Raw genomic sequence first — 18,386 nt, forward strand, 5'->3', positions numbered from 1 at the left:
CTACGAGACCTACAACATGGCCGAACTCTGGGATCTGCCGGTGGTCTTCGTGATCGAGAACAATCAATATGCCATGGGCACATCGGTCAAGCGATCGACAAAATCCACCAGCCTGTTCGGGCGCGGCGAGGCGTTCGGCATTCCCGGCGAACAGGTGGACGGCATGGATGTGCTGGCCGTCAAGGAGGCCGGCCAGAAGGCCGTCGCCCACTGCCGCGCCGGCAAGGGGCCCTATATCCTCGAAGTGATGACCTACCGTTATCGCGGCCATTCGATGTCGGATCCGGCCAAATACCGCACCCGCGAAGAGGTCCAGAAGATGCGCGACGAACGCGACGCGATCGAGAATGTGCGCGAACTGATGCTGCAGGGCAAACATGCCAGCGAGGACGAATTGAAGGCGGTGGACAAGGAAATCAAGGAGATCGTGAACGCCTCGGCCGAATTCGCCAAGGACAGCCCGGAGCCGGCGCTGGACGAATTGTGGACCGATATCTACGCCAGCGAACTGCCGCAGGGCAGCGCCGAAGAGAACGCCTGAGGGGGATCAAGACATGGCAACCGAAATCCTGATGCCCGCCCTGTCGCCGACCATGGAGGAAGGCACGCTGGCCAAATGGCTGAAGAAGGAAGGCGACGAGGTCAAGGCGGGCGACATCATCGCCGAGATCGAGACCGACAAGGCCACGATGGAATTCGAGGCTGTCGACGAAGGCACGATGGGCAAGATCCTGGTTGACGAGGGGACCGAGGGCGTGAAGGTCAACACCCCCATCGCCGTGCTGGTCGAAGAGGGCGAATCGGCCGACGATATCGAGGTCTCGAATCCCGAATCGCGGCCGGCCCAGGCAAAATCAGCCGAGGACGACGACAAGGAAGACGACAAGACCGGCGGCTCGGCGGTGGAGAAGGTCAAGACACCTGAACCCGACCGCAGCCCCGACTGGCCCGAAGGCACGAAGATGAAGACCATGACCGTGCGCGAAGCCCTGCGCGAGGCCATGGAAGAGGAAATGGACCGCGACGACACCGTGTTCCTGATGGGCGAGGAAGTCGGCGAATACCAGGGCGCCTACAAGATCAGCCAGGGTCTTCTGGACAAGTTCGGCGCGCGCCGGGTCGTCGACACCCCGATCAGCGAAATGGGTTTCGCGGGTATCGGCACCGGGGCAGCGCTGGCCGGTCTGCGCCCGATCGTGGAATTCATGACCTTCAACTTCGCCATGCAGGCCATCGACCACATCATCAACTCGGCTGCCAAGACGCTGTACATGTCGGGAGGGCAGATGGGTTGCCCCATCGTGTTCCGCGGTCCGAACGGCGCCGCCGCCCGCGTGGGCGCCCAGCACAGTCAGGACTACGCCGCGTGGTATGCGGCGATTCCCGGCCTCAAGGTCGTGATGCCCTATTCCGCGGCCGACGCGAAGGGGCTGCTGAAACAGGCGATCCGCGACGCGAACCCGGTGATCTTTCTGGAAAACGAAATCCTCTATGGCCGCAGCTTCGAGGTGCCCGATCTGGACGATTTCACCATCCCATTCGGCAAGGCCCGTATTGCGCGTCAGGGCGGCGACGTGACCATCGTCAGCTTTGGCATCGGCATGGCCCACGCGCTTGAGGCCGCCGACACGCTGGCCGAGGACGGGATCGAGGCCGAGGTCATCGACCTGCGCACCCTGCGCCCTCTGGATTACGGCACGATCATCGAATCGGTGAAGAAGACGAATCGCATGGTGACGGTCGAAGAGGGTTTTCCGGTCGGCGCCATCGGCAACCATCTGTCGGCCTATATCATGGAAAACGCCTTCGACTGGCTGGACGCTCCGGTGATCAACTGCACCGGCAAGGACGTGCCCATGCCCTATGCCGCCAACCTGGAAAAACTCGCGCTGATCACCCCCGGCGAGGTGGTCGAGGCGGTGAAGAAAGTCACCTACAAATAAGGGGATAGCGAGATGCCGACAGAAATCCTGATGCCCGCGCTGTCTCCGACGATGGAGGAAGGCACGCTGGCCAAATGGCTGGTCAAGGAAGGCGACGAAGTCAAGTCCGGCGATATCATCGCCGAGATCGAGACAGACAAGGCCACGATGGAATTCGAGGCCGTCGACGAGGGCAAGATCGGAAAGATTCTGGTCGACGAGGGCAGCGCGGGCGTGAAGGTCAACACCCCCATCGCCGTGCTGCTGGAAGAAGGCGAAAGCGCCGACGATATCGGCGAGATTTCCAGTCCCGGCCCCGAGGCGCCGGAACAGGACGCGCCAGAGAAGCGCGCGCCTGCCGAAGCGCCGAAAGAGGTCGAGGGCCAGGCCCGGACCGCAAAGGCGCCCTCCGCGGCGCCTTCGGACAAGGGCGACCGAATCTTTGCCTCGCCCCTCGCCCGCCGGATCGCGGCGGAAAAGGGGATCGAGCTTTCCGCGATCAGCGGATCGGGTCCGCGCGGCCGGATCGTCAAGTCCGATGTCGAGAACGCCAAGCCCGGCACAGCCCCCGCCAGGACCGAGCCCGCGAAACCCGCGGCCGCCGCCCCCGCCGAGGCACCCAAGGGCGCATCGGCCGACGCAGTTGCCCGGATCTATGCCGATCGCGAAACCGAAGAGGTCACGCTGGACGGAATGCGCCGCACCATCGCCCAGCGGCTGGGCGAGGCCAAGCAGACCATCCCGCATTTCTATCTGCGCCGCTCGGCCAAGCTGGACGAGCTGATGAAATTGCGCGCCACGCTGAACAAGCAGCTGGAAGGCCGGGGCGTGAAGCTGTCGGTGAACGATTTCGTCATCAAGGCCAGCGCGCTGGCGCTGCAACAGGTGCCCGATGCCAATGCCGTCTGGGCGGGCGACCGGATCATCAAGCTGAAACCCTCGGATGTGGCCGTCGCGGTCGCGGTCGAAGGCGGGCTGTTCACGCCGGTCCTGAAGGATGCCGAGGCCAAGACGCTGTCGAAGCTGTCCACCGAGATGAAGGATCTGGCGGGTCGCGCCAAGAACAGGAAGCTGGCCCCGCACGAATATCTGGGTGGCAGTTTCGCTGTCAGCAACCTGGGCATGTTCGGGATCGAGAATTTCGACGCGGTGATCAATCCGCCTCACGGCGCGATTCTGGCCGTCGGCGCGGGGATCAAGACACCGGTGGTCGAGAATGATGAGATCGTGATCCGCAACGTCATGTCGATGACCCTGTCGGTCGATCACCGGGTGATCGACGGCGCGCTTGGTGCCCAGCTTCTGAACGCCATCGTGGACCACCTCGAAAATCCGATGGGGATGCTGGCCTGAGGCGGCGCACCGCGAATTCGCGAAGGGGGCCTTTCCGGCCTCCTTCGCTTGCGCGTCCCTGCACTGGAACGAATCTCTTTCGCGCCGGACGAGCGTGCGGGAAAAGAGCCCGGTCACGCTTTTCAGCGCGGAACGCCCCGCGCCATTCGTCCCGGTAGGTTCGGATTGGGACCAGACAGCCCCGCCCGTCGCGGGATGCAATCAGGCCAGGGCCTTCTCGATCGCGGCCACGAAATCGTCCAGATCGTCCGGATTGCGGCTGGTGATCACGCCGCGATCCACCACCACGCTGTCATCGACCACATCCGCCCCGGCATTGCCGATATCTGTGCGGATCGAGACATAGCCGGTCATTTTCCGACCCTTTGCCAACCCCGCCTCGATCAGCAGCCAGGGTGCATGGCAGATCGCGGCGATAGGCTTTGAGGCGGCGGAAAAGTCGCGGATCAGGTCGACGGCCTTGTCGTCATGCCGCAGCGTATCGGGGTTGATGACCCCGCCCGGCAGGACCAGCGCGTCGTAATCCCCGGCCGAAACGCCGGCGATGCCTTTCCCGGCCTCGACCGACTTGCCCCAGTCATCCGTCGCCCAGGCGCGAATGGCGCCCGGTTCCGGGGCCGCGATATCGACCTCGTGCCCGGCCGCCCTCAGTTTTTCCAGCGGAACGAACAGTTCCGATTGTTCGTATCCATCCGACGCCATGATGAGAATCCTGGCCATGGAAACAGCTCCTTCCTTGACGTTGCGGGGTCCAATGCGCCCGCGACGCCGGCGGTTCCACCGCTATTCGGCAACCACGTCCCGCGCCCGGTTCAGACCGAGGCGATAACCGATCCACCCGAAGATGCGCCGCTGCCCGCCATGGATGACCGAGAACAGCGAGGGCACGAACAGCAACGACAGGATCGTGGACAGGATCAGTCCGCCGATCACCGCGATGGCCATGGGCGCCCGGAATTCTCCGCCCTCGCCGGTCGCCAGCGCCGAAGGCACCATGCCCGCGCTCATCGCGATGGTGGTCATGACGATGGGCCGCGCGCGCTTGTGCACGGCGTCCAGGATGGCCTCGCGCTTCGGGGTGCCCCCGGCCATCGAGGTCAGCGCGAACTCCACCAGCATGATCGAGTTCTTGGTGACGATCCCCATCAGCATCAGGAACCCGATCACCACCGCCATGCTGATCGAATTGCCGGTCACGAACAGCGCCAGGATCGCGCCGCCGATGGCCAGAGGCAGCGACAGCAAGATCGTTACCGGCGTCACGAAGTTATGAAACAGCAGCACCAGAACGACATAGACCAGCATCACGCCCGCGCCCATCGCGGTGCCGAAGGCGCCGAAAACCTCGCCCATGATCTCGGCATCGCCCGCGGCCTGGATCCGTGTTCCGGGCGGCATCTCGATCCGGTTCTGCAATTCGGTCACCTGGGCATTGACCGGCCCCAGCAGCGAGCCATCGGCAAGATTGGCGCCGACCTTGGTCTGGTATTGCCGGTCATAGCGCCCGATCTCGGTCGCGCCGGCCGACAGGGTGACATCGGCCACCGTGGCCAGCGGCACCTGCCCGGCCGAGCTTGGCACACGCAGGGTCTGAACCCGCATCAGGTCGTCGCGCGCGGCCTGGTTCAGCCGCACGACAATGGGCACCTGCTCGTCGCCGGTATTGAACTTGGCGAGGTTCGCCTCGGTATCGCCCAGCGTGGCAACCCGCAGCGTCGTCGCCATGGCGCTGGCGGACACGCCAAGCTGGGCCGCGATATCGGCCTTGGGCAGGATCTGGATCTCGGGGCGCTGCAGGCTGGCCGAGGTCGTCACGCCCTCCAGCGTCGGCAGCCGGCTCATCGCCGAGGCCAGACGCTGGGCGGCCAGTGCCGCGCCCTCCTCGGTCGTGCCCAGAACGCTGATCGTCAGGTCGTTCTCGCCGTTCTCGTTCTGGAAATTGATCCGCATGTCGGGCATGTCCGACAGACGTTGCTTCAGCTGCGCCTCAAGGTCGAATTGCGACCGCTCGCGATCTTCCTTGGGACCGTAATTGATCATCACCCGCGCCTCGGTGACGTCGCTGCCATCCGAGTAGCTGAAGACCGACCGGACCTCGGGCACCTCGCCGATCTGCGCGGTGATCCGGCGGGCGCCGTTCTCGGTCTCGTCGATGGTCGAGCCGGGCGGCATTTCCAGCCTGATCTGGCTGCGGCCGACATCCTGCGCCGGGATGAATTCGGTCGGCAGCAGGGTCGCGGAATAGATCGAACCCGCGAAGATCGCGATACCGGCAAGCAGCGTCAGCCCGCGATGGCGCATGGTCCAGCGGCAGACCGACATCAACCCGCGCATGACGAATCCGTCGCGACGGTTCGCGTCATGGACCTTGCCGCGCATGAAATAGGCCGCCAGCATCGGCGTGATGATCCGCGCCACCAGCAGCGAGAACAGGACCGACACCGCGACAGTCAGGCCGAACTGCTTGAAATACTGCCCCGGAATCCCGCCCATGAAGCTGACCGGCGCGAAAACTGCGACGATGGAAAAGCTGATCGCGATGACCGTCAGGCCGATCTCTTCCGCGGCTTCCTCGCTGGCCTCGTAGGGCGGCAGGCCCATGCCGATATGGCGTTCGATGTTCTCGATCTCGACGATGGCATCATCGACAAGGATGCCGGTGACCAGCGTGATCCCCAGAAGGCTTATCCCGTTCAGGGTAAAACCCAGCCACTGCATCACGAAGAAGGTCGGGATGATCGACAAGGGCAGCGCGACGGCGGCAATCAGCGTTGCACGCCAGTTGCGCAGGAACAGGAACACCACGATTACCGCCAGCGCCGCACCTTCATACAGCGTCTCCATCGCGCTGGTATAGCTGGCTTCGGTATAGGTGGTCGAATCGTCGATCAGGGTGATGCGGGTATTGGGGTAACGCTCGCGGATCTGCTGCAGCCGTTCCTTGGTGCCGTCGCCCGCGCCCAGATCGGATTCGCCCGAGGCGCGATAGACCCCGAAGGCCACGACCGGCTGGCCATCCAGCAGCGCAAAGCTGCGTTCGTCGCTGGCGCCATCCGTGACGTCGCCCAGTTGATCCAGCCGGATCGTGCGGCCGTCCGCGATGGCGATGGGGGTGGCGGCCAGTTGCGCCACGCTGTCGGCGGCTCCCAGCGTGCGGATGGAATATTCGGTCCCGGCCAGATCGCCCCGGCCACCGCCCATGTCGATGTTCTTGGCCCGCAACTGATCCGAGATCCCGGCCGCCGTCAGACCCTGCGCCAGCAGCCGGTCGGGATCCAGATCAACCTTGATCTGGCGTTCGGCCCCGCCGATCCGCGAGGTCTTGGCGACGCCGCTGACGGTGGACAATTCGCGCCCGATCACGTCATCGACGAATTTCGACAGGCCCTCGATGGTCTGGGTCGGGTCGCTGACCGCATAGGTCAGGATCGGAAAGCCGGTCACATCGACGCGCTGGATGATGGGTTCGCTGATGCTTTCGGGCAGTTCGGCCCGGATCGTCGAGACCGCGTCCTTGACATCGTTGACCGCGCGGTCGCTGTCGGTTTCCAGTTCGAATTCGACGGTGATGCTGGCGCTGCTGTCGGTCGCCGTCGAGGTGATGTGCCGCACCCCGGTGATCGAGGAAATGCTGTCCTCGACAGGCTGGACCACCTGGCTTGTCAGTTCCGAGGGCGCGGCACCGGGCTGGGCGATGGTCACGCTGACGATGGGCAGGTCGATATTCGGCATCGCCGTCACCGGCAGCCGCGAAAAGCTGAACAATCCGACGACCAGCAACACCAGAAAAACCGCGATGGGCGGCACCGGGTGGCGGATCGACCAGGTCGAGAAATTCATCGCCGTGCCTTCTGACCGGCATCGGCCGATTGATCGTCGGCCGGCGCAATCGCCGCCGCCGCCCTTGCACCAGCTTCATTCGCGGTCCCGGCCTCGGCCGTTGTCGCGGCCTCGGCCGAGATCGCCCGCACCTGATCGCCGTCACGGAAGAATGCACCCGACCGCGCGATCACCTGTTCGCCCTCGGTCACTCCCTCGACGATCTCGCGCTGGCCATCCCATAGCAGCCCGGCCCGGACCGGGCGGCTTTCGACGCGGCCATCGGCCACGACCTGAACCCTGTCGCCTTGGGAATCCGACAGAACCGCCGTTGCCGGCACCGTCACCGCGTCGCGGCGGGCGGTGATGACCCAGCCGCTGGCGAAAAGGCCCGTGCGCAGTCCCGCCTGCGCATCCAGCGAGATCCGCATCAGGCCAAGCCGCGTGACCGGATCGACCGAGGCCGGGATCAGCCGCACCCGGCCATCGACCTTGCCCAGACCCGCCGCGCTGATTTCGGCCGGATCGCCCATCTTCAACTGCCGCAGCGCGGTCTCGATCACCTCGGCCTCCATCTCGACGGCGCCATCGGCGATCAGGCTGAACAGGGGTTCCGCGGAGGCGCCGGCAAGCGCGCCCAGTTCGGCGTTCCGCGCCACGACCAGCCCCGGGACCGGCGCCAGGATCGTCGCCCGGTCCAGGTTGAGCCTGGCGATGCGGCGCGCGGCTTCGGCCTGGGCCAGCTGCGCCTGGGCGACGGCCAGCCCGTCGCGGGCCGATGCAGCCTGCGCCCGCGCATTCGCCTCGGCCGCGACCGCGTCGTCCAGGGTCGATTGCGATGCGTTCCCGCCCTCGCGCAGCCTGCGGGCGCGATCCAGCGATGTCTGGGCCTGGGTCAGCGAAGCCTCGGCGCTGTCGATGTTGCTGCGCGCCTGGCCGACCCCGGCCCTGGCGCGCTGATATTCGGCCTCGGCCTGGGCCAGCTGCGCCGCCAGCGTATCGGTCGAAAGCCGTGCCAGCACATCGCCCTTTTCGACCTGATCGCCGGCCTCGACCAGAATTTCGGTGATTTCATAGCCCGAAACCTGCGGAAAGACCTGCACCTTCTGGCGGGCGACCAGGGTCCCGGATACCGGCACCCGCGCCTGCACCTCGGCGCGCCTTGCCGGCGCGACCGTGACCGCGGGCACGCTTTGCGCCACGGCCTCGCTGCCCGACGCGGCGTCCTGGGCCCATCCGGGCAAGGCGGACCCGAGGACAACGACAAGGAAGGCCAACACTCGCATCAGGAAACCGCCGCGTTTTTCATATCTTGAGCGCGCGTAAGATAGTGTCTCATGCCGCCGCCAACAATGCCGGCACCGCGTTGCCCCTGCGGAAGCTTCTAGAAAGTGACGGAAACGCCCGGCAACCGCAATTCGCCGATCAGGTCGCGCAATTCCTGGCGGGCGGCGATGTTGGACATGTTCAAGGTCTCGGTGCCGATATCCTTCAGGTCCAGAAGCGTCAGCCCGCGCGGGAACAATTCGCGAAAGACGACGCGCTCGGAAAAGCCCGGCGCGACGCGAAAGCCGATGCGCCGGGACAGCGTGTCCAGCGCCCCGCCCACCCTGCGCTTGTTGTGCATGGCCTGGGTGCCAAGCCGGTTGCGCAGCACCAGCCAGTCGATCGGCCCGGCCCCCGCCTGCCCGCGCATCTGCCGGGCGGCCCAGACCATCTCGGCATAGATCGACGGACCCAGCACCTTGCCCTCGGGCGACATCCGCGCCAGCAGGTCGAAATCGACGAAACTGTCGTTCATCGGTGTCAGCAGCGTATCGGCCAGCGTATGCGCCATCTGGCTGAGCTTGGTATGCGAGCCCGGACAATCCAGCAGGATGAAATCGCATTCCGCCTCCAGCGCGGTCAGCGCCGGGGTCAAGGGATCGCTGCCCTCGCCCAGATGGCCCAGCATCGGCGTCGGCAGGTCCAGTTCCTTGCGCTTCACGAAGGCGGCGCGGTTTTCCAGATAGCGGCCGAAACTGCGCTGGCGCACGTCCAGATCCAGCCCGCCGACGCGATGTCCCATCCGCGCCAGAGCGGTCGCCACATGCATCGAGGTCGTGGACTTGCCGGACCCGCCCTTTTCGTTGCCCACGACGATGATATGCGCCACGGATCGCCTCTTCTTGCCTTCGTTCGGCCGGACCCTAGCGGCGCGCCGCAAGGAAGGAAAGCGGGCCTTCACGGAAAGCTCACGCCTGCGTCAGGGCTGCCGCAGGGATGCCGGTTCGTCCTCGCGCAGCAGCATCCACAGCGCCAGCAGGGTGGCGCCGATTCCCGGTGCCACGACACTGCCCGGCAGGCCCTGCCCCATCGCAGCCTCCAGCACGATGACCCAGACCGGCGTCAGATAGGTATAGGCCATGACCTTCGCGGCGGGCAGGCGCAGCGTCGCGTATTGCACCAGCACGAAGGTCACGGCGCTGGCGAGGATCGCGACATAAAGCAGCGTGATCCAGACGATGCCGGGCAGGGCCGTCCAGTCCGTCGCCCAAATCGGCCCCCAGCCCCACAGGATCAGCACCCCCGCCCCGGCCAGAAGCGTGCCGAGACTGAACACGACGGGACTTTCACCCCGGTTCAGCCGTCTGACCAGCGGCGTGTAGAGGGCATGGGCCACGCAACCGGCCAGATAGATCCCCTCGCCGCGTCCGAATTCCAGCCGCGCCATCGCGGCCGGATCGCCGCGAAAGATCACCCATAGCGCGCCGGCGCCGCCAAGGGCCAGCGCCGCGGCCATGCGGCCCGTCAGCCGCTGCCGCATCAGCAGCCAGCCAAAGCCCGCCGCCATCAGCGGCGTCAGCGTGAAGACCGCGCTGGCGCTGACCGGGGCCGCGGTCTTCAGGCCCTGGAACATCAGCACGAAATAGCTGGCAAAGACCCCGCCCAGCAGCAGATAGCGCCAGGGCGCGCGAAACGCCGTCCGCGGCACCCCCGGACCGGCGGCGAAGGCGAAAGCCGCGATCAGCGCGGCGGCGATCACAAAGCGCGCGGCAGTGATCGCCGCCGGGTCGATCAGGTTGGCCGCCCGCGCGCCCAGCGAGAAAGACCCCGCCACCAGCGCCGAGAACAGAAGCATCGCGGCATGACCCCGCAGGGCTTGCGCCCGCGCGATCATCCGCGCGCCCCGATCAGCCGCCCGTCGATCAGGGCCAGCCCGGCCGCGATCAGGCCCATGCCGAGCAGATGCGCGATACCCAGTGTCTCGCCCAGAAACAGCCAGCCCAGAAGGATCGCCGAAACCGGCACAAGGAATGTCACCAGCGAGATATTCGTCGCCCCCGCGCGGCCGAGAATGCGGAAATACAGCACATAGGCCAGTCCGGTCCCGGCGACGCCCAGCGTCAGCACGGCCAGCCATGCCTGCGCCGAGGCGCTGCCGGGCAAGCCCTCGATCGCCAAAGCCAGCGGGATCAGCACCGCGCCGCTGCCTGTCACCATCCCCGCCGCCGTCACCACCGGATCGACACCTCCGCGCCGAAACCGTCGCCCGAAGCTGTTGGCGAAGGCGTAGGAAATCGCGGCTCCCAGGATCGCCAATTGCGGCCAAATCGCCTGACCCAGCCCCGCCAGCGCATCCAGACCGATCATCACCGCCACGCCGCCCAGTCCCAGCACCACTCCCGCGATCTTGCGCGGGCTGGCGCGTTCGTCCGCCAGCAGGGCGGCGGTGACCAAGACCGTCCAGAGCGGTGTCGTCGCGTTCAGGATCGAGGCCAGCCCGGACGGAATCTCGGTTTGTCCCCAGACGATCAGGCTGAAGGGAATGGCATTGTTCAGCACGCCCATGACCAGAAACGCGCGCCAGATCGCCGGATCGCGCGGCAGCCTGCGCCCGGTCGCGGCCACGATCGCCCACAGAACCAGCGCCGCCACCAGCAGCCGCAGGGCGACGATGGTCAGCACCGGCAGGCCGGTCAGCGCGATCGAAATCAGGAAGAACGATCCGCCCCACAGCAGCGACAGCAGCAAAAGCAGCGCCCAGTCTTCCGACTCCATCCGCGCCGAGATCGCCATTTGGCCGGGCGGCAGCGGCGCCTGCGGCGGCTTCACATCCGCCCCAGCAGGTAGAACTCGTCGTTGGGCCGGATATCGCCCGCATTGACCAGCCGGTTCGACATCCCGAAAAAGGCCGCAATGGCACCGATATCCCAGATCTCGTCCGGGCTGAAACCGGCCTCGCGCAGGGTCGCGTGATCGGCTTCACCGATCTGTTGCGCATTCAGCGCCACCTTCTCGGCATAGGCCAGCATCGCCCGCTCGCGCGGTTCCAGATCCGCCTTGCGCCAGTTCACCGCCACCTGGTCCGCGATCAGCGGGTTTTTCGCCCGGATCCGCAGGATCGCGCCATGGGCCACGACGCAATACTGGCACTGGTTCAGCCCGCTGGTCGCGACCACGATCAATTCCCGCTCGGCCCTGGTCAGCCCCTCGTCCTTGTCCATCAGCGCGTCATGATAGGCGAAGAAGGCGCGAAATTCGGCCGGGCGATGGGCCAGCGCCAGAAACACATTGGGCACGAAACCCGATTTTTCGGCGACCTTGGCGATCGCGAGCCGGATATCGTCGGGCAGGCTGGCCGGATCGGGCACGGGAAAGCGGCTGATCGGGTGGGCGTCGGTCATGGCGGGTTCCTCCTTGGGGCGGCACTCTGCGTCAGGCCGCGCGGGGATGAAAGCCGCTTTCAATCCCGGCCGGGCGCGGGAGGGCGCCGCGTCCGGGCTGCCCCCGCAACTCCGTCAATCGCCGCGCAGGGCCGCGACCGCCGCCTGCACCTTGGGCGTGCGGTGCAGGTCCACATGCGTCACCAGCCACAGGGCCGAGCTCCATTCGGGCAGGCTCAGCGCCTCGACCAGCCCCGCCGCGCGGGCGGGCGGCAGCGGTCCCATCGCCAGCCCGGCGCGGATCACCGCCTCGCGCGCGGCGGTGTCGTTCGCCGTCATGACCACCGCATCCGGGGGGGTCCGGGCCGCCAGCCAGCGCATGAGCGGCGCGTTGCGCGCCTCGGGGCCGGGCAGCGCCAGCCGCTGCCGCGCCAGATCGGCCGGATCGCCATGGTCCTTCAGATACCCGGCCGTCGCATACAGCGATTGCGGCAGATCGGTCATCCGGCGCACGACGTAATCGGGCTCGGTCGGGCGGGTTCCGGCGCGGATGGCCACATGCGCCTCGCCCGCGGCCAGCCGGAACAGACGCACATCGGTGACATAATTCAGCCGCAGCCCCGGATGGCGCCGCAGCAGACCGATCAGGCGCGGCATGACCAGATCCGACAGACCGGGCAACGAGGTCACGACCAGTTCACCCTCGATCCGGTCGCCCGCGCCGCCGATCTGCGCGGCAAGCTGGGCGAAACGCTCGTCGGTGTCGCGCGCCACCTGCAGCAGCGCCTGCCCCGGCTCGGTCAGCGCATAGCCGCGCGGATGCCGCTGGAACAGGCGCGTGCCCAGTTGCGCCTCCAGCGCGTCGATCCGGCGGATCACGGTCGCATGGTGAACGCCCAGGGCCTCGGCCGCGCCGCTGACCGTCCCGGACCGGGCGACCGCCAAGGCAATCCTGATGTCATCCCAACTTCCGATATTCATGTGCATCTCCGCACAGAGCCTGCGCGTTTATGGCCCTTTCGTTCTCTGGCGCATAGACCTAAATCCGGCATGCAGCCTTTAAGGAGCCTTCGGATGCAGATCCTTCATATCGACAGCGCCATCACCGGCGAGGCCTCGGTCTCGCGAAAGCTGACCGCCGACATCATCGCCAAGCTGAAAGCGGCCAATCCCGACGCCGCCGTCACCTATCGCGACCTCAATGCCGGCGTGCCCGCCATCGACACCGACTGGTTCCACGCCGTCCGTCTGGCCCCGGAAAGCCCCACCGCCGGACAACGCAGGCTGATCGAGACCGCCGACGCCTATCTGGCCGAGGTGCGGGATGCCGACGTGCTGGTCATCGGCTCGCCCGTCTACAATTTCGCGATCACCGCGCAATTGAAGAACTGGCTGGACCAGATCGCCCGCGCCGGATTGTCCTTCCGCTATACGGAAGCCGGTCCCGAAGGGTTGCTGAAGGGCAAGCGCGCCATCATCGCCTATTCCTCGGCCGGGACGCCGCTGGGCTCCGATCTGGACTTCGCCTCGGGCTACCTGCGCCATATCCTGGGTTTCCTGGGCATCACCGACGTGGAATTCGTCGCCGCCGACCGGCTGGCCATGGACCGCGAGGCCGGTCTGGCCCGCGCGCGGCAGGCCGTGGACAATCTGGCCGCCTGATCCGGCCACCGCATTTTGGGACGGCCATCGTTGACTCGGTGGCCGTTTTTGCCTATGTGATCCCGGATTCCCGGAAGGATGTGCCTTCCGGTCCCCGTCCGACGCGGGGATCGCCCCCCGTCAGCGCGTTGCGCCCACGGGGGCAAGACCGCTTTGGACCGATTCAGGAGGCCCGCGATGTTCGAGAACCTGTCCGACCGGCTTGGCGGCGTCTTCGACCGCCTGACCAAGCAGGGCGCGCTCAGCGAAGAGGACGTGACCGCCGCCATGCGCGAGGTGCGCGTCGCGCTGCTGGAAGCCGACGTCTCGCTGCCGGTCGCGCGCAGCTTCGTGAAATCGATCACCGCCAAGGCGACCGGCTCGGCAGTGACGAAATCCGTCACGCCCGGCCAGCAGGTCGTCAAGATCGTCCATGACGAATTGATCAGGGTGCTGCAGGGCGAGGACGCGCCCGAGGCGCTGCGCATCGACAACCCGCCGGCGCCGATCCTGATGGTCGGGCTGCAAGGCTCGGGCAAGACCACGACCACGGCAAAGCTGGCCAAGCGCCTGAAGGACCGCGAGAAGAAGCGCGTGCTGATGGCCAGCCTCGACACCAACCGCCCCGCCGCGATGGAGCAGCTTGCGATTCTGGGCCAGCAGATCGGCGTCGATACGCTGCCGATCGTGCCCGGCCAGACGGCGGTGCAGATCGCGCAGCGCGCGAAACAGCAGGCCAGCCTGGGCGGCTATGACGTCTACATGCTGGACACCGCCGGCCGACTGCATATCGACCAGGTGCTGATGGACGAGGTGCAGGCCGTCCGCGACATCGCCGCTCCGCGCGAAACCCTGCTGGTCGTCGATGGCCTGACCGGTCAGGACGCGGTGAACGTGGCGACCGAATTCGACGGCAAGGTCGGCGTCTCGGGCGTGGTGCTGACCCGGATGGACGGCGATGGACGCGGCGGCGCGGCGCTGTCGATGCGCGCCGTCACCGGCAAGCCGATCCGCTTCGTCGGCCTTGGCGAAAAGATGGACGCGCTCGAGGCGTTCGACGCGCAGCGAATCGCCGGCCGCATTCTCGGCATGGGCGACATCGTGGCGCTGGTCGAGAAGGCGCAGGAGGTGCTGGAGGTCGAACAGGCCGAACGCATGATGAAGCGGTTCCAGAAGGGCCTGTTCAACATGAACGACCTCAAGGGCCAGCTTGAACAGATGCAGAAGATGGGCGGGATGCAGTCGATCATGGGCATGATGCCCGGCATGCAGAAGATGGCCAGGCAGGCCGAGGCGGCGGGCATGGACGACACCGCAATGCGCCGTCAGGTGGCGCTGATCAATTCCATGACCAAGAAGGAACGCGCCAATCCCGCGCTGTTGCAGGCCAGTCGCAAGAAGCGCATCGCGGCCGGCGCCGGGCTGGACGTGGCCGAGCTGAACCGTCTTCTGAAGATGCAGCGCCAAATGGCCGATACGATGAAGAAAATCGGCAAGATGGGCAAGGGCGGGATGCTGAAACAGGCGATGCGCGCAATGACGGGCAAGGGCGGCGGCCTGCCCGAGATGGGCGATGTCGATCCCGCCAGGATGGCCGAGGCGACGAAGCTGCTGCAGGATCCCAAGGGTCTGGGCGGCGATCTGTCCAAGGCCGGCCTGCCCGGCGGCTTCGGCGGCATGTTCGGCAAGAAATGATCCGGCTCTCCCCTGCTCCGACCCTGAGGACCGAACGGCTGGTGCTGCGCGCGCCCGTGGCCGCCGACTGGCCGTTCTGGCGCGATTTCGCGGCCAGCGACCGGTCGCGGTTCATCCGCCCGGCCGATTTCGACGATGGCAAGGCATGGCGGGCCTTTGGCCATGTCATCGGCCACTGGGTCATGCGCGGCTGGGGATCGTTCATCTTCACCCGTCAGGATGACGACAGCCCGCTGGGAATGACCGGTCCCTGGTATCCCGAAACATGGCCCGAACCGGAAATCGGCTGGACACTCTGGTCGCGCGAAGCCGAGGGCAAGGGCTTTGCCTGCGAAGCCGCCACGGCCGCCCGCGACCACGCCTTCGGCAGCCTCGGCTGGAAGACCGCCGTCAGTTATATCGATCCGCAGAACGCACGCTCGATCGCGCTGGCCGAAAGACTGGGCGCGACGCTGGACAAGACCGCGCGGGGGCCGGATTTCGACACGCCGTGCCTGGTCTATCGCCATCCCTGCCCGTCCCCTCGTGAAGGACATGCCGCATGAGTGATACCGCAACCCGTGCGGCGGAACTGCTGAAGGACCATCGCGCCAGCATCGACCGGCTGGACGCGATCCTTGTCTATACGCTGGCCGAAAGGTTCAAGCACACCCAGTCCGTCGGCCGCCTCAAGGCCCGGCACGACCTTCCTCCGTCCGATCCCGACCGTGAGGCGGCCCAGATCGAGCGGCTGGAACGCCTCGCGCGCGAAGCCGATCTGGACCCGGAATTCGCGCGCAAATTCCTGAACTTCGTGATCGCCGAAGTGATCCGGCACCACGAAACCCTTCAATCCTAGGCTGCGAAACGCAGCGAAACCAGCCATTTCAAAGGAGAAACTCGAATGGCCGTCAAGATCCGTCTCGCCCGTGGTGGTTCCAAGAAGCGCCCCCACTACGCCATCGTCGTCGCCGATACGCGCAAGCCGCGCGACGGCCGCTTTCTGGAAAAGCTGGGCACCTATAACCCGCTGCTGCCGAAAGACAGCGAGGATCGCGTGAAGATGGACATGGAGCGCGTTCAGCACTGGCTGGATCATGGCGCCCAGCCGACCGATCGTGTGGCCCGTTTTCTGGAATCGGCCGGCGTTCGCGACAAGGCCGACCGCAAGAACATGAAAAAGGCCGAGCCGGGCGACAAGGCGAAGAAACGCGCCGAGGAAAAGGCCGCGAAATCCGCCGCCCCGGCCGAAGAAGCCGCCGCCGAATAAGGCGGTGCAGCGACACGGCCGGCGAATCCGTCGCCGGCCATTCTTGCAGCGGGGGAAGCCATGGCCGAGGATCGCATCTGCGTCGGCGCCATCGCCGGGGCCTTCGGGGTCCGTGGCGAGGTGCGGCTGAAAAGCTTCTGCGCCCAGCCAGGCGACATCGCCGGCTATGGTCCGCTGACCAGCGAGGACGGCAAGCGCAGCTTTGCCGTGACGCTGACCCGCCCCGTCACCGGCGGCCTTGGCGCCCGCCTGTCGGGCATCACCACCCGCGAGGCCGCCGAGGCGCTGCGTGGCACCACCCTGTGGGCGCCGCGCGCGGCCCTTCCCTCGCTGCCCGACGACGAATTCTACCATGCCGATCTGATCGGGCTGGAGGTCGTCGATACCGGCGGGCAGGTGCTGGGCCGGGTGCGCGCGATCTTCGATCACGGCGCGGGCGACATCCTGGAAGTCGTGGGCAGGGACCAGATTCTGCTGCCCTTCACCCGCCAGGTCGTGCCGACCGTCGATCTGGCCGCGGGACGCATCGTCGCCGACCCGCCCGGCAGCGACCAATGACCGGCCAGCCGAAATCGCACGGCCGCCTGTCCATCGCCAGCAGCCTGCGCCCGCGCGAACTGATCGCCCCGCCACGGGTGGCGGGCGCGTGGACCGCCCATGTCGTCACCCTGTTCCCCGAGGCGTTTCCCGGCATCCTGGGCCTGTCGCTGACCGGCAAGGCCCTGACCCAGGGCTTGTGGAACCTGCACACCATCGCCCTGCGCGACCACGGGATCGGCAGGCATCGCAATGTCGATGACACGCCCGCGGGCGGCGGCGCGGGCATGGTGATCCGCCCCGACGTGATGGCCGCGGCGCTGGATCAGGCCGATCCGGCCCTGCCGGTGATCTATCTGTCGCCGCGCGGACGCCCGCTGACCCAGGCCCGCGCCCGCGCGCTGGCGCAGGGCCCCGGCGTGACCCTTGTCTGCGGCCGGTTCGAAGGCGTGGACCAGCGCATTCTGGATGCCCGCGGGATCGAGGAGATCAGCATCGGCGATTATGTCCTGACCGGAGGAGAGCTGGCGGCTCAGGTCTTGATAGACGCGACCATCCGCCTTATACCGCGCGTGCTGGGGAATCAGGCGTCGCTGGCCGAGGAATCCTTTTCCGAGGGTCTGCTTGAACACCCGCACTACACGCGCCCCGCCGAATGGGACGGCCGCAGGATCCCGGATGTCGTCATGTCTGGCAATCACGCGGCCATCGCCACCTGGAGACGCGACGAAGCCGAAAGGCTGACCAAGGAACGCCGCCCCGACCTGTGGCGGGCATACGAGGAAACCCGTATGGACCCGGCAAAGGACCGACAGCTCTCGGGCGCATCAGACCAATCGCGGAAACACCGCGAGCATGACAAGGAACCAAAGCGATGAACCTGATCGCAGAACTCGAAGCCGAGCAGATCGCCGAGCTTGGCAAGACCATCCCCGACTTCAAGGCCGGCGACACCGTTCGCGTCGGCTACAAGGTGACCGAGGGCACCCGGACCCGCGTGCAGGCCTATGAGGGCGTCTGCATCGCGCGCAAGGGCGGCAGCGGCATCGGCGCCAGCTTCACCGTGCGCAAGATCAGCTTTGGCGAAGGCGTGGAGCGTGTGTTTCCGCTGTATTCGACCAATATCGACGCGATCGAGGTGGTGCGTCGCGGCAAGGTGCGGCGTGCCAAGCTGTATTACCTGCGCGACCGCCGCGGCAAATCGGCCCGCATCGCCGAAAAGACCAATTACAAGCCCAAAGCCGACGCCTGAGAGGTCATCCGATGAAAAAAGACATCCACCCCGATTATCACATGATCGACGTCAAGATGACGGACGGGACCGTCTACCAGACCCGTTCGACCTGGGGCGCCGAGGGCGATTCGCTGTCGCTGGACATCGATCCGTCCAGCCACCCGGCCTGGACCGGCGGTTCCTCGCGCCTGATGGACACCGGCGGCCGTGTGTCCCGGTTCAAGAACAAGTATGCCGGCCTGGGCTTCTGATCGCCCCTCGCCACGCCATCGGGACGCCGCCCCTTCGGG

Annotated in this window: 20 protein-coding genes; 12 read left to right on the forward strand and 8 right to left on the reverse strand. The window is 66.5% G+C overall.

Features of this window, described 5'->3' with window-relative positions:
- From B4L36_RS00860 to B4L36_RS00870, 3 genes are all read left to right on the forward strand, one after another.
- A partial coding sequence (locus tag B4L36_RS00860) for a thiamine pyrophosphate-dependent enzyme (protein ID WP_292950926.1) occupies positions 1–541 on the forward strand: 541 nt, incomplete at its 5' end.
- Between the two features lie 13 nt (positions 542–554).
- Entirely contained in the window at positions 555–1,943 is a 1,389-nt protein-coding gene (locus B4L36_RS00865) for a pyruvate dehydrogenase complex E1 component subunit beta (RefSeq protein ID WP_292950928.1), read from the forward strand.
- A gap of 12 nt (positions 1,944–1,955) precedes the next feature.
- Complete coding sequence (locus tag B4L36_RS00870) at positions 1,956–3,275, forward strand: pyruvate dehydrogenase complex dihydrolipoamide acetyltransferase (RefSeq protein WP_292950930.1); 1,320 nt, start codon at positions 1,956–1,958, stop codon at positions 3,273–3,275.
- Positions 3,276–3,476: 201 nt separating this feature from the next.
- On the opposite strand, the gene B4L36_RS00875 is transcribed toward B4L36_RS00870, so the two are convergent.
- The 8 genes from B4L36_RS00875 to B4L36_RS00910 all read right to left on the reverse strand — a co-directional run bounded on the left by B4L36_RS00875 (position 3,477) and on the right by B4L36_RS00910 (position 12,721).
- Positions 3,477–3,995: a type 1 glutamine amidotransferase domain-containing protein gene (locus B4L36_RS00875; protein ID WP_292950932.1), complete on the reverse strand. Its 519-nt coding sequence runs from the start codon at positions 3,993–3,995 to the stop codon at positions 3,477–3,479.
- A 63-nt stretch (positions 3,996–4,058) separates the two neighbouring features.
- A complete protein-coding gene (locus B4L36_RS00880) occupies positions 4,059–7,115 on the reverse strand; it encodes an efflux RND transporter permease subunit (RefSeq protein WP_292950934.1) in 3,057 nt (1,018 codons plus the stop codon).
- Positions 7,112–8,380: an efflux RND transporter periplasmic adaptor subunit gene (locus B4L36_RS00885; RefSeq protein ID WP_292950936.1), complete on the reverse strand. Its 1,269-nt coding sequence runs from the start codon at positions 8,378–8,380 to the stop codon at positions 7,112–7,114. Before B4L36_RS00885 ends, B4L36_RS00880 begins: the two co-directional genes overlap by 4 nt.
- A 98-nt stretch (positions 8,381–8,478) precedes the next feature.
- Complete coding sequence (locus tag B4L36_RS00890; RefSeq protein ID WP_292950938.1) at positions 8,479–9,249, reverse strand: division plane positioning ATPase MipZ; 771 nt, start codon at positions 9,247–9,249, stop codon at positions 8,479–8,481.
- Between the two features lie 90 nt (positions 9,250–9,339).
- Positions 9,340–10,215 (reverse strand): DMT family transporter, encoded by an 876-nt coding sequence (locus B4L36_RS00895; protein WP_292950940.1) that lies wholly within the window; start codon positions 10,213–10,215, stop codon positions 9,340–9,342.
- A gap of 35 nt (positions 10,216–10,250) precedes the next feature.
- Positions 10,251–11,189, reverse strand: a complete 939-nt coding sequence (locus B4L36_RS00900; RefSeq protein WP_292950942.1) for a DMT family transporter — start codon at positions 11,187–11,189, stop codon at positions 10,251–10,253.
- The gene (locus B4L36_RS00905) at positions 11,186–11,761 is read right to left on the reverse strand and encodes a peroxidase-related enzyme (protein ID WP_292950944.1); all 576 of its coding nucleotides are present in this window, start codon (positions 11,759–11,761) and stop codon (positions 11,186–11,188) included. The genes B4L36_RS00900 and B4L36_RS00905 overlap by 4 nt, the downstream gene beginning before the upstream one ends.
- 114 nt (positions 11,762–11,875) lie before the next feature.
- Entirely contained in the window at positions 11,876–12,721 is an 846-nt protein-coding gene (locus tag B4L36_RS00910; protein WP_292950946.1) for a LysR family transcriptional regulator, read from the reverse strand.
- A gap of 93 nt (positions 12,722–12,814) precedes the next feature.
- Here B4L36_RS00910 and B4L36_RS00915 point away from each other — a divergent pair, with 93 nt between their 5' ends.
- The 9 genes from B4L36_RS00915 (at position 12,815) to rpmE (ending at position 18,347) form a co-directional block, all read left to right on the forward strand.
- Entirely contained in the window at positions 12,815–13,402 is a 588-nt protein-coding gene (locus B4L36_RS00915) for an FMN-dependent NADH-azoreductase (RefSeq protein ID WP_292950959.1), read from the forward strand.
- 177 nt (positions 13,403–13,579) lie between these two features.
- A complete protein-coding gene (ffh, locus tag B4L36_RS00920; RefSeq protein ID WP_292950961.1) occupies positions 13,580–15,076 on the forward strand; it encodes a signal recognition particle protein in 1,497 nt (498 codons plus the stop codon).
- Positions 15,073–15,621, forward strand: a complete 549-nt coding sequence (locus B4L36_RS00925; RefSeq protein WP_292950963.1) for a GNAT family N-acetyltransferase — start codon at positions 15,073–15,075, stop codon at positions 15,619–15,621. Before ffh ends, B4L36_RS00925 begins: the two co-directional genes overlap by 4 nt.
- Positions 15,618–15,914 carry a chorismate mutase gene (locus B4L36_RS00930; RefSeq protein ID WP_292950965.1) on the forward strand — a complete coding sequence of 99 codons (297 nt, stop codon included), beginning with the start codon at positions 15,618–15,620 and terminating at the stop codon, positions 15,912–15,914. Before B4L36_RS00925 ends, B4L36_RS00930 begins: the two co-directional genes overlap by 4 nt.
- Positions 15,915–15,959: 45 nt before the next feature.
- Positions 15,960–16,325, forward strand: coding sequence for a 30S ribosomal protein S16 (gene rpsP, locus B4L36_RS00935; protein ID WP_292950967.1), 366 nt, complete (start codon positions 15,960–15,962; stop codon positions 16,323–16,325).
- A gap of 60 nt (positions 16,326–16,385) precedes the next feature.
- The gene (gene rimM, locus B4L36_RS00940) at positions 16,386–16,883 is read left to right on the forward strand and encodes a ribosome maturation factor RimM (RefSeq protein ID WP_292950969.1); all 498 of its coding nucleotides are present in this window, start codon (positions 16,386–16,388) and stop codon (positions 16,881–16,883) included.
- A complete protein-coding gene (gene trmD, locus B4L36_RS00945) occupies positions 16,880–17,740 on the forward strand; it encodes a tRNA (guanosine(37)-N1)-methyltransferase TrmD (protein ID WP_292950971.1) in 861 nt (286 codons plus the stop codon). Before rimM ends, trmD begins: the two co-directional genes overlap by 4 nt.
- Positions 17,737–18,114: a 50S ribosomal protein L19 gene (gene rplS, locus B4L36_RS00950; RefSeq protein WP_292950973.1), complete on the forward strand. Its 378-nt coding sequence runs from the start codon at positions 17,737–17,739 to the stop codon at positions 18,112–18,114. The genes trmD and rplS overlap by 4 nt, the downstream gene beginning before the upstream one ends.
- Positions 18,115–18,125: 11 nt before the next feature.
- Complete coding sequence (gene rpmE, locus B4L36_RS00955) at positions 18,126–18,347, forward strand: 50S ribosomal protein L31 (protein ID WP_292950975.1); 222 nt, start codon at positions 18,126–18,128, stop codon at positions 18,345–18,347.
- Positions 18,348–18,386: the final 39 nt, after the last annotated feature.

The organism is Paracoccus sp. UBA889 (assembly GCA_002294185.1).
In the GTDB taxonomy this organism is placed as follows: domain Bacteria; phylum Pseudomonadota; class Alphaproteobacteria; order Rhodobacterales; family Rhodobacteraceae; genus Paracoccus.

Bases quoted from the DNA above. Each gene is read 5' to 3' on its own strand.
- B4L36_RS00915 (WP_292950959.1), top strand. From the start codon at position 12,815: ATGCAGATCCTTCATATCGACAGCGCCATCACCGGCGAGGCCTCGGTC.
- rpsP (WP_292950967.1), top strand. From the start codon at position 15,960: ATGGCCGTCAAGATCCGTCTCGCCCGTGGTGGTTCCAAGAAGCGCCCC.
- B4L36_RS00875 (WP_292950932.1), bottom strand. From the start codon at position 3,995: ATGGCCAGGATTCTCATCATGGCGTCGGATGGATACGAACAATCGGAA.
- B4L36_RS00925 (WP_292950963.1), top strand. From the start codon at position 15,073: ATGATCCGGCTCTCCCCTGCTCCGACCCTGAGGACCGAACGGCTGGTG.
- B4L36_RS00910 (WP_292950946.1), bottom strand. From the start codon at position 12,721: ATGAATATCGGAAGTTGGGATGACATCAGGATTGCCTTGGCGGTCGCC.
- B4L36_RS00870 (WP_292950930.1), top strand. From the start codon at position 1,956: ATGCCGACAGAAATCCTGATGCCCGCGCTGTCTCCGACGATGGAGGAA.
- rimM (WP_292950969.1), top strand. From the start codon at position 16,386: ATGGCCGAGGATCGCATCTGCGTCGGCGCCATCGCCGGGGCCTTCGGG.
- B4L36_RS00885 (WP_292950936.1), bottom strand. From the start codon at position 8,380: ATGCGAGTGTTGGCCTTCCTTGTCGTTGTCCTCGGGTCCGCCTTGCCC.
- rpmE (WP_292950975.1), top strand. From the start codon at position 18,126: ATGAAAAAAGACATCCACCCCGATTATCACATGATCGACGTCAAGATG.
- B4L36_RS00865 (WP_292950928.1), top strand. From the start codon at position 555: ATGGCAACCGAAATCCTGATGCCCGCCCTGTCGCCGACCATGGAGGAA.
- B4L36_RS00905 (WP_292950944.1), bottom strand. From the start codon at position 11,761: ATGACCGACGCCCACCCGATCAGCCGCTTTCCCGTGCCCGATCCGGCC.
- B4L36_RS00930 (WP_292950965.1), top strand. From the start codon at position 15,618: ATGAGTGATACCGCAACCCGTGCGGCGGAACTGCTGAAGGACCATCGC.
- B4L36_RS00895 (WP_292950940.1), bottom strand. From the start codon at position 10,215: ATGCTTCTGTTCTCGGCGCTGGTGGCGGGGTCTTTCTCGCTGGGCGCG.
- rplS (WP_292950973.1), top strand. From the start codon at position 17,737: ATGAACCTGATCGCAGAACTCGAAGCCGAGCAGATCGCCGAGCTTGGC.
- B4L36_RS00880 (WP_292950934.1), bottom strand. From the start codon at position 7,115: ATGAATTTCTCGACCTGGTCGATCCGCCACCCGGTGCCGCCCATCGCG.
- ffh (WP_292950961.1), top strand. From the start codon at position 13,580: ATGTTCGAGAACCTGTCCGACCGGCTTGGCGGCGTCTTCGACCGCCTG.
- trmD (WP_292950971.1), top strand. From the start codon at position 16,880: ATGACCGGCCAGCCGAAATCGCACGGCCGCCTGTCCATCGCCAGCAGC.